Annotated in this window: 8 protein-coding genes and 1 CRISPR repeat array (1 of these 9 cut by a window edge); of the genes, 5 read left to right on the top strand and 3 right to left on the bottom strand. The window is 36.2% G+C overall.

Annotated elements, in window-relative coordinates:
* The first annotated feature begins 114 nt into the window (after positions 1-114).
* Positions 115-348, top strand: a complete 234-nt coding sequence (locus BC008_RS52430; protein ID WP_058183226.1) for a hypothetical protein — start codon at positions 115-117, stop codon at positions 346-348.
* A gap of 92 nt (positions 349-440) precedes the next feature.
* On the opposite strand, the gene BC008_RS48025 is transcribed toward BC008_RS52430, so the two are convergent.
* The 3 genes from BC008_RS48025 to BC008_RS04555 all read right to left on the bottom strand — a co-directional run bounded on the left by BC008_RS48025 (position 441) and on the right by BC008_RS04555 (position 2,581).
* A complete protein-coding gene (locus BC008_RS48025; protein WP_201026079.1) occupies positions 441-587 on the bottom strand; it encodes a hypothetical protein in 147 nt (48 codons plus the stop codon).
* The gene (locus tag BC008_RS04560) at positions 556-1,689 is read right to left on the bottom strand and encodes an AAA family ATPase (RefSeq protein ID WP_036267302.1); all 1,134 of its coding nucleotides are present in this window, start codon (positions 1,687-1,689) and stop codon (positions 556-558) included. The genes BC008_RS48025 and BC008_RS04560 overlap by 32 nt, the downstream gene beginning before the upstream one ends.
* Positions 1,690-1,783: 94 nt before the next feature.
* Positions 1,784-2,581 (bottom strand): RNA ligase family protein, encoded by a 798-nt coding sequence (locus BC008_RS04555; protein WP_027845396.1) that lies wholly within the window; start codon positions 2,579-2,581, stop codon positions 1,784-1,786.
* 988 nt (positions 2,582-3,569) lie between these two features.
* Between BC008_RS04555 and BC008_RS04550 the strand changes: the two genes are divergently transcribed.
* From BC008_RS04550 to pruA, 4 genes are all read left to right on the top strand, one after another.
* Positions 3,570-6,437, top strand: coding sequence for a protein kinase domain-containing protein (locus BC008_RS04550; RefSeq protein ID WP_058183223.1), 2,868 nt, complete (start codon positions 3,570-3,572; stop codon positions 6,435-6,437).
* Positions 6,438-6,579: 142 nt separating this feature from the next.
* Complete coding sequence (locus BC008_RS04545; RefSeq protein WP_058183221.1) at positions 6,580-6,828, top strand: type II toxin-antitoxin system TacA family antitoxin; 249 nt, start codon at positions 6,580-6,582, stop codon at positions 6,826-6,828.
* A 589-nt stretch (positions 6,829-7,417) separates the two neighbouring features.
* On the top strand, positions 7,418-7,738 hold the full coding sequence (locus tag BC008_RS04540) for a hypothetical protein (protein WP_027845397.1): 321 nt from the start codon (positions 7,418-7,420) through the stop codon (positions 7,736-7,738).
* Positions 7,739-8,005: 267 nt separating this feature from the next.
* A complete protein-coding gene (gene pruA / locus BC008_RS04535; protein ID WP_058183219.1) occupies positions 8,006-11,026 on the top strand; it encodes an L-glutamate gamma-semialdehyde dehydrogenase in 3,021 nt (1,006 codons plus the stop codon).
* Positions 11,027-11,061: 35 nt separating this feature from the next.
* Positions 11,062-11,101: direct repeats of the CRISPR family, unit length 38 nt; it runs 365 nt beyond the window's last position.

Genomic DNA, 11,101 nt, shown 5'->3' with positions numbered 1-11,101 from the left:
TTACTATAGTATTCTTGTTTATAACTCTGGCTGCTTCTTTGACAAAACCTTTGTATAAAGCCGAAGGTAAGTTACTCTTAAAAAAAAACAAACGCGATATCTTCTCTCACAGGAGTGGGAACGCAAATTGGTAAATTAGAAACATTACAAGGTAAAGATACAAGTCCTTTAAATACGGAAGCAGAAGTTATCCGTTCAGTCTCTATTGTTCAGAAAACTATAGAGACTGAACGGATAACTTCTGCTTCCGTATTTAAAGGACTTGTATCTTTACCTTGTAATGTTTCTAATTTACCAATTTGCGTTCCCACTCCTGTGAGAGAAGATATCGCGTTTGTTTTTTTTTAAGAGTAACTTACCTTCGGCTTTATACAAAGGTTTTGTCAAAGAAGCAGCCAGAGTTATAAACAAGAATACTATAGTAAATACTCCTAAACCACTTACTCCTGCTGACTTCTGAATCCTGACTCCTGACTCCTGACTCCTGACTCCTGACTCCTGACTCCTGACTCCTTACTCCTGACTCCTGACTCCTGACTCCTGACTCCTGACTCCTTACTTGCGCGTAGCGCTAATAACCCACTCAACCTCGTGAGCTTCTGTTATTCTCGGTACATCTAAGCGATTTCTCATTTTGTAAAGTACTTTTTCTGGTACCTTATGAACGCGAGTTTTATTTCGTTGTAATAACTCTTCCCAAGCAGTTTCTAGATAAACAATACGTATCCTTGCTTGATAAGAAGTAAATAAACGAATTAATATATCCCTTAACTGTCGATTGATATTAGTTGCATTCCAGACAAAAGACTCCCCATTGCGCATATATTCTTTTGCGATCGCTTTGGCTCGATTTGCAACTATTCCTTGATTTTCAGTTGGTTCTACACCCATAGAACGTCGTAGTTCGTCGAGGGAAATCACTTTGAGGTCGGAACAATTTTCTTTAATCCAAGTATCTTTTCCCGAACCTGGTAAACCCGACATCATCGTTACTTGAAAATGAGTATCGTCATAAGCGTGATAATTGGGGTCAGCATTTTCTTTATGAAAGTAAACAAATCTACTGTGGGGAGATAAAAAACTTCTCGGTTGGTCGAAACAATCATTTTCTCGACAAAATTCGCGAAAAAAATCAATTCGTTCCAATAGAACATCGCGATCGCTACAACATCTTCCTTTAACATCAGCTTCAGCTAACATTGCGAGCATATCGCAACCGACAAACTGACTAACTTGAATTACAGCTTTCTCTGGATTCGGTTTATCCCAAAACCACAAAGGTAGACTACCGTACCTCACCAAATTGACAACTTCTTCCCGACAGTGAAAAGGAACTCCCAAATCCCAGAGGATCTGTTGTGTCATTCTTACACCCTGTAAAACATGTCCTTTCGATGAAATAGTTCCATCCTCTTCTATCTCGGTGGTGGAAGGTTTTCCAATATCGTGCAATAAAGCAGCAGCAAATAAAATACTTCTTTTTTGCTCTGGTAACATCTGCCATTCAGATAAATTTACCAAAGCTTCGCAGACTAACCTTGTATGGGTTAAAACGTCACCTTCTGCGTGAAAACGCTTGTCTTGAGGACAATCAGCAAGTTGTGCTAAGCAGTCAAATTCCCTTTCCAAAACAGACCAATCAATCGATAAACTATCCCCAGTCGGACAATGGGGAAATATCCAAGTCATTTTCTTATTCCTTATTTATGTAGTTTTAATTAATGTTGACTGGTGGTAGAGACGTACCAGAGCCTTCGGCGTCGGCGTAGCCTCTGGTACGTCTCTACAGGGTTTTGCTGGAAAACAAATCCACATCAGAGCGCAGAACATTGGGAATAATCGGACGATTCAACCAATGACCGTCGGAATTTTGAATTGTAGTCAAGAAACTAGAACGCACATATTTATATCGAGCTTCTACTACATCGTCCGACTCAACCTTGATATACAAACCTTCCATCAAGGAACTTTGGTCAGTTTGTTTTAGCGATCGCTCAACATCAAGTCCTTGTGCTAGACAAATCTCTTGAAAACGCTCTAAATGCTTTGAGGTCTGATAATTGGACTTACCCAAAAAATTTAATAGTTGCTGATATGATTTCAACTCACCAGTAAATAACACTGGTACGGAAACTAAATTCAAACCATTTAATAAATTTTTTCTTTCCCTCGTACTGAGAAATACTAGTTTTTCTAAATCCCAGACATCATATTCCAGGAAATAATGGGGTAGAGCATCATAAAAGACCGTATGTTTTGCATACATCCATTCTCCAAACAAAATATAACGACTACCCAAAACTTCCCAAAGAGCAGTAACGTGGGTATTAGCCCATTGTTTGAATAAATTAAAGTGTCTTTCCCTTGCTCCTCCGGTTAGATAGTGACCCCTACTTTGCAGAAGCAACTTCCCATCAGCACTAAAGCTAATAGCTGCATTTGCTCCATCAACCTTTTCTTCAACAACTACATATTTGTGTTGAATTTCCCCAAACGGAATATTATTTAAGTTCCCATCCCCAGGTTGAATTCTCGAACCCTGAATATGACGGGTACGGGGATACTTATATATTTGTCTCATTACTTTTAATCCTTAGCAATTTCAATCGACAGATTGAACCCACAAATTTAAATCCATGGAAAATTAAGGATTTTTCAAAGCTATGTTTCACTACGCTGAAGTAAAACATTAACAGTTTTGTAGAGAATTACTATGTTACATCTCTACACAATAGCTGCTAAAGAATCAGCCTACTTAAACTTTGAAATACCGTTATTGATTTAAACCATAGATTTAATTTACAAATTCAAATCATCAGATTTATTCGCGAACTTTCTACTATCAAGTAACTAAGTGAATTACAGTTACTTAAATTCACGTGTTTACAAACCCGATTGAAATTGAGTACTACATTGCTCTATCCCTTATTTTTCGCGCTGAATTGGAGTACTTATCAAGGATGATAATACATCATAACATGTACTTCAGGATAGAGGATTTGTTTTCCAGATTTTTATGCAAATTTTACTGAATTCACTCAAATCGCTCACTACTAATGTCTGGGAATCTCTTGAAGGATAATACTGTGAGAATGAAGGGGTCAGGAGAAACAAAGGAGAAGTAAAATACTCTTTAAAGCAGGTTTTTAGCTTTTTAGGTTGACTTTACTTACTGATTTGTAGTTAGTTGTAATAGCTTTTTTTGATAAATGGCGTATAACAATTATCTTTAAAAAGCAATATTTCCCAGAATATTTTAATAAACTTATGGCTAATGTCATATTTAGCCAACTGTTATACAGCACTACGTAACAAGATTGGGATATTAGTAAGTGCTGAAGGCTATGAATTGTAAGCTTTTGGTCGCCCGTAAGGACGCGGTCTGTTTTTACTTACGCCTAACGCTATAAATAGAGAATTTATTCCTTAGGGTAATCATTTATAAATAAGAGTAAATAAAGTGACATTATATTTTAAAATGTTAAAGATTATCTAATGATAATAAATGCATATCTTGAGATAAATCGACATAATTAATATTAAGACAAGCTCCTGCCAAACAAAATCAAATGATACCAGCGGTGTTAAATAATCGTTATCGCATCATTAGAACGTTGGGGAAAGGTGGTTTTGGCAAAACTTTTCTAGCGGAAGATACCCATCTTCCTTCCCAACCTATTTGTGTCATCAAACAATTAAAACCTGTAGTAGAGAAGCCGCATGTCTATCAGCTTATGCAGGAAAGGTTTGCACGGGAAGCTGCAATTTTAGAAGAATTGGGTAAAGAGAATAATCAAATACCAAAACTATATGCCTATTTTGTCGAAAACGAACAGTTTTATTTAGTTCAAGAACTCATTGACGGTTTAACATTAAGTCAAAAGTTACGACAAGAAGGATTTTTTAGCGAGGATTTAGTTCAAAATATTTTAATAGATATTTTACCTGTTTTAGATTATATTCATTCCAAAGGAATTATCCATAGAGATATTAAACCGGGAAATATTATTTATCGGGAAAAAGATTCTAAGCCAGTTTTAATTGATTTTGGAATTGCGAAAGAAATTGTTGACCCTACTATAGAACTAGGGGGTGAAATTACTAACACAATAGTAACTGGTACTCCTGGTTTTATGCCACCAGAACAAGCCGTAGGTAAACCAATCTTTGCTAGCGATATTTACAGTTTGGGAATGACAGCAATTTCTTTATTAACTGGAGTATCTCCGGAATATTTACAGAATCATCCTCAAACTGGCGAGACAATTTGGGAATCGAGAAGCGATATTAGTAGTTTTCTAAAAAATATTTTAAATCGGGCGACAAAAATCAATTCCGGCGATCGCTTTCCAAATGCAAAAGCGATGTTAGCAGCTTTGCAACCACAAGATCAATTTTTCTCAGATCGGGCTTTATCACAACAAGATTTATCCGTTCAGTCCCCAGAAACTCAAATTTCGAAATTTCAAAGTCTAAATAATCGAGATTCTCAAAATAGATATTCTCAAGATAAAGCTTTACCCGAAGAGAGAGAAAATTGGAAGCGACTCGAACCTGAGAATATTAAGCAAAATAATATTAGTCAAGATAATATTAACCAGGTTCCAACTCAACCACCCGGTTTGTCTGAAGTCAATTTAAATACACCATTTGGTACCCAATATAGTCAGCAAAGTTACCGCAACCGCCAAATATTAATCAACAAGGTAAAAAACTATTGGGTAAAAGGTGTTTTAGAAACTTCTTTACATGGAGTAGCTTTAATTGAATTAGGTTTAGAAAATCGCCTAGATGTTTTAGCTCATCCTTGGGGAATGCTATGGGAAACTAGCGAACAAACGCGACAGGAAATAAGTCAAAATAGCAAAGCTATCGATCTATTTTTACAAATGGGAACTGGTCGTTCCTTGTTGATATTAGGCGAACCGGGTTCAGGTAAAACTACAACATTACTAGAAATAACTCGCGATTTAATCAGAATTGCTCAGCAAAATATCAACCAACCAATTCCAGTAGTATTAAATCTTTCCACTTGGACTAATTCCAAAATAAGTATCGAACAATGGCTAGTTAAAGAACTTAATACTAGTTATCAAGTCTCGAAAGAAATTGCTCAAAAATGGATAGATAATCAACAATTATTATTACTTTTAGACGGGTTAGATGAAGTAAATTCTAGTTTGAGAGATGCTTGTGTCGCAGCAATTAATCAATTTTGCCAAAATTATGGGGAAACAGAAATTATAGTTTGTAGTCGAATCAAAGATTACCAAAATTTATCTCATCGGCTCCATTTTCAAACTGCAATCTATATTCAACCCTTAACTTTAGAACAGGTATATCAATATCTTCAAAATCTGGGTACAGAACTTTATGCTCTCAAACAAGCGCTTCAAACCAATAAAACATTACAGGAATTAGCAAAATCGCCCTTAATGCTAAATATTATGACCTTAGCCTATCAGGGTATATCGATTACAGAATTACCAGGAATGACTTTGGAGGAACATCGTCAACATTTATTTAATAAGTACGTCCAAAGAATGTTTGAGAGACGGGTTGCTAAACACAGCTACTCTAAAAATCAATCTATTTACTGGTTGAGTTGGTTAGCACGAAAACTAAAAGAGCGATCGCAAACAGTATTTTTAATTGAAAGAATGCAGCCAGATCTTTTACCTAAAAATTTATACCGACTTTACATACTGTGTTCTTTGCTTACATTTACTGGTATTGGATGGTTAGTTGCGATACATGTAATTAAAACAATACCTCCAGAGAAAGCAATAATATCCCTTTCACTCACCATTGTATTTTTCTGGCTATATTTTGGCTTAAATCGAATTAATCCTGTAGAAACGCTGCAATGGTCGTGGAAAAATGCAAGAAAAAATCTAGTTAAAGGAATGATTTATGGATTAGCTTTAGGTATACTACTTAAACTAAATGTTACCGAACTAGAATTAGACAAAGTATTTCTAGGTATTATCAGCTTTGATTTTTCTGTATGGATGCGGGCGTTGAGGGGAATTATTTTTGGCTTGAGTATGGGATTATTTTTTGTCATAATTCGTGGTTTTACGGGACCGAAAATTCAAAAGATTACTAATCCAGGTCAAGGAATTAGAAAATCAGCCAAAAATTCATTATTATTCGGAATCATTGGAGCCTCAATACTTCGTTTTACAGCAACTATGTTAGGTTGGAGCGTCAATGGATGGACAATTTTTGGGTTCAGTTTCGGTATAGTTGCTGGTGGTGTTGATACCTGCGTAAAACATCTTATTATACGCATACTTCTATTCCAGAGAGGTTCTATTCCTTGGAATTATGCTGCTTTTTTGGACTACGCTACAGAACGAATTTTCTTACAAAAAGTTGGTGGTGGTTATATTTTTATTCACAGATTACTTTTAGAATATTTTGCTCGAATGTAACTATAAATACAGAAAACAGAAATTTGATTTATTTTTATACAAGAAATTATATATTACATAGTTTTGTCGGTATATAGAGACTTATCATAGGATGGGGTGTTAAGATTTTACATAATCAAATATACTCCCAATCGATGTTTCCATGTCCACATCTCCCGAAACCAGAAGTACTATTGTTGAAATTCAACTTAGCGAAGAAGAAAAGCAAACATTGCAAACAGCTGCTGCTAACAGGTCTTTAAGTTTAAGTGAATATCTGCGGGAAATTGCTTTAATTGCAGCGAAGGAAGAAACTATACAACCACAATCTACTTTACTTTCTGAAGGGGAATGGGAAATTTTTCTTTCCTTATTAGAAGGTCCAACAGAAATCAATGAAAATAATTTTTAATTAAAATTACATCTTTTTTTATGGTCTAAAAGGCTACAGTATTTAATTAATTAAAATGTATTTAATTGGATAAATAAAATAATAAGTATTATTGGAACTGCTAAGTAAATATTTTCGGATAAAAATTTTAATATAATGTAAATTATACAATTTAATATTTTGGCTATTGGTAGTTTAACAAAATAAATATTCCCATTCTACGCTTTGTAAAATACATATTTTTGAGATCGAATTAAATGTTAAATGTCTATGACTTAGATCACTAAAATCTGTATAAAATATTTTATATGTATGTACTTGTTTAATAAAAATTAAATAAGAGTTAAATTTAAGTACGATAAATGCCTAATTTGGATCAACTTTGTTTGAATTTCTGCCAGTTGTGAAATAAGTAATAAGAATCAAACATTACAGTTTTATTAGCTTTATCGATATCTTTATAAATATGTAAAAAATTGATTATTTCTATCGTTTTATGAAATTATTTTAGGAGATACGGGTTAGAATACCTAAGTATTAAGTGCAGGATTTTCGTGATATTTATAACCTGTGCGAGATTACTTGAAATTTATCTTCTTTAATCCCACTTATGTTTTTAATTTCCTCAGGTGTTAGTCTAAATACTTTTTTGGGTTGGTTATCCCACGAAGTATTAACAACTTTTAAGTTTCAGCGAAATCAGACCTACGATTACACTGGTTTAGTTGCTGGGCGCGATTATGTATTTGAAGTCCTTGATAATGACTGCACTCGAGGTTGTATGAGTGCTAGATGGAAAAATATTAAATGTGGCGACTGTATAATTTTAGCTAATGCTTCGGGGACTCAGAAGTATGAAGTTGAAGAAATCGATTATTATTCTGAACCTGCGGATATGTGGATGGCTTTGCTCAAGCAAGTTAATGAATAAATTTTTTATATAAGTTTTGATGGGTGCTAATCTATTGTTTTTCAGTTATCAGTTATCAGTTATCAGTTAACAGTTGTCAGTTACTAATCCCCCAGTCGCAAATCCCTAATCCCCAGTCGCAAGTCCCCAATCTCCAATCCTCAGTCGCAAATCCCCAAAACATCATAAAATTTCCTGACGAATATGGTGGTAATAGAATCCAAGCGCCACAATAGATACATAGGTTTTCTCAGGAAAACTTGATATTTTATAAGGAGTCTACCACCAGTGGTTGTACGAGCAAATCAAGAGATCTACGAAGCTAAAACCCAGGAAATAGCTAGACAACTTTTAATTGCACAAAGAGAAGGCGGTTCAATATTTTCTTCTTTGCGCGATCGCATGCGTTGGGACGATAAAATCCTTGCATGGGCTATGAGTAATCCCGGATTGCGGGTACAGTTATTTCGTTTTATTGATACCCTTCCAGCTCTACAAAGTAAACCGGAAATTGCAAGACATATACAAGAGTATCTGAGTGATGAGTCTGTGGAGTTACCCTCAGCACTTAAAGGAATGCTCAATTTTGCTAGCCCCGAATCACCTCCAGGACAAATTACAGCTACAACTGTTTCTAAAGCGGTAGAAACTTTGGCTCAAAAATATATTTCTGGAGAAAATATTAAACAAGCTCTCAAAACAATTGAAAGATTACGCAAGGATAAAATGGCTTTTACCGTGGATTTACTCGGTGAAGCGGTCATTACTGAAATCGAAGCTCAAGCTTATTTAGATAGCTATTTGAAGTTAATGGAACAGTTAGCAGAAGCTGCTAAGAGTTGGAAAACTGTACCATTAATTGATGAAGCTAATGGAGAACAATTACCAAAAGTTCAAGTTTCAGTTAAATTAACAGCTTTTTATTCCCAGTTCGATCCCCTCGATGAAAAAGGAAGCGAAGAAAAGGTTACCTCACGCATTCGCACTTTACTAAATCGTGCTCAAGAATTAGGAGTTGCAGTCCATTTTGATATGGAACAGTATATCTACAAAGATATTACTTTCAAGATTTTGAAAAAACTATTAATGGAGGATGAGTTTAGACAACGTACCGATATTGGGATGACCGTGCAAGCCTATTTGCATGACAGTAAAGAGGATGCTCGAGACTTAATTAATTGGGCTAAAGAACGGGGTTATCCAATTACTATTCGTTTGGTTAAAGGTGCGTATTGGGATCAAGAAACTATCAAAGCAACACAAAAACATTGGGATATACCTGTTTATAACGATAAGGCTGCAACAGATCTTAATTTTGAATTTATAACTCAATTATTGTTAGAAAATCATCAATATGTTTATGCTGCAATTGGTAGTCATAATATTAGATCCCTTTCCCGAGCGATCGCAATTGCTGAAAGTTTAAATGTTCCCCCTCGCTCGTTTGAAATGCAAGTTCTCTATGGTATGGGGGATAAAATTGCTGCGACTCTAGCTGATAAGGGTTATCGGACAAGGGTTTACTGTCCTTACGGTAAATTGTTACCGGGAATGGCGTATTTAATTCGTCGTCTATTAGAAAATACTGCTAATAGTTCCTTCTTGCGGCAAAATATGGAGGATCGTCCCCCTGAGGAGTTATTAGCTCCACCGGTTCCCAAACAGGAGGGAGAAATCAGGGAAAGTAACGGAAAAGCAAATGAGAATGGTAATTCTAGTGTTGCTGCTCCCATTACAGGAGGTTTCCCCGGTGCTGCTGATACAGATTATGCTGGAGAACACGCAAGAAATCTTGCTGAAAATACAATTGCAAGTATTCATCAACAACTTGGTAAAACATATTTACCTTTGATTAATGGTGAATATGTTAATACTGAGAATTTTGTAAATTCCCTGAACCCTTCAAATTATACTGAGGTGGTAGGTAAAATCGGACTTATTAGTGTCGAACAAGCCGAAACCGCCATTCAAGCTGCAAAAACAGCCTTTCCTGCTTGGCGGAAAACCCCTGTCAAAGAACGTGCGGGAATTTTACGCAAAGCTGCAGATTTAATGGAACAACGTCGCGCCGAATTGGCTGCTTGGGTAGTTTTTGAAGTAGGAAAAGCCCTCAAGGAAGCAGATGCAGAAGTTAGCGAAGCGATCGACTTTTGTCGTTACTATGCTGACGAAATGGAGCGTTTAGATCGGGGTTATAACTATGATATTTCCGGTGAGACAAATCGTTGTGTTTACCAACCACGGGGAATTGCAGTTGTAATTTCACCTTGGAATTATCCAATTGCGATCGCGACAGGAATGACGGTTGCAGCTTTAGTTACTGGTAACTGTACCTTACTTAAACCTGCGGAAACATCTTCAGTTATTGCAGCCAAAATTGCAGAAGTTTTGGTAGAAGCAGGAATTCCTCAAGGTGTATTTCAATATGTACCCGGAAAAGGTTCGGTAGTTGGTTCCTATTTAGTGAATCATCCCGAAACCCATATTATTGCTTTTACAGGTTCCCAGGAAGTTGGTTGTCGAATTTATGCAAATGCGGCTATTTTGCGATCAGAACAAAAGCACTTAAAGCGGGTAATTGCGGAGATGGGTGGTAAAAATGCAGTCATAGTCGATGAAAGTGCCGATTTAGATCAAGCTGTCGCCGGAATTGTTATGTCAGCCTTTGGTTATAGCGGACAAAAATGTTCTGCATGTTCCCGAGTGGTAGTTTTAGAAAGTGTTTACGACAGTTTTTTGCAAAGGTTTGTTGAAGCAACAAAATCCTTAAATATTGGTAAATCGGATTTACCTTCAACTCAAGTTGTACCAGTAATTGATGCTACAGCCCAATCTCGAATCCGCGAATATATTGCTAAGGGTAAAGCCGAAGCACGAGTTGCTTTGGAAATGTCAGCACCGGAAGGTGGTTATTTTGTTGGTCCGGTAATCTTTGCAGATGTTACACCCGACGCGGTCATAGCTCAGGAAGAAATTTTTGGTCCGGTGGTAGCAGTAATTAAAGTTAAAGATTTTCAGCAAGGATTAGAAGTTGCAAATAATACTAATTATGCTTTAACTGGCGGGCTTTATTCTCGTACTCCTTCCCATATTGAGCAAGCGGAGGAAGATTTTGAAGTAGGTAATTTGTATATTAACCGTAATACTACTGGGGCGATAGTATCGCGACAACCCTTCGGTGGTTTTAAACTTTCTGGTGTCGGTTTTAAAGCTGGCGGTCCAGATTATTTGTTACAATTCCTCGAACCGCGTACGATTACGGAGAATATTCAGCGTCAAGGTTTTGCGCCTATTGAGGGAGCAGATTAGTTATTAGCCCCCTCAATCCCCCAATTTTGGGGGACTTTTCAATCCCTAATAGGGATTAATGTTAATTGCAATAAC

This window comes from Mastigocoleus testarum BC008 (assembly GCF_001456025.1).
In the GTDB taxonomy this organism is placed as follows: Bacteria; Cyanobacteriota; Cyanobacteriia; order Cyanobacteriales; family Nostocaceae; genus Mastigocoleus; species Mastigocoleus testarum.
This window is presented reverse-complemented; position numbering and strand designations above follow the sequence as displayed.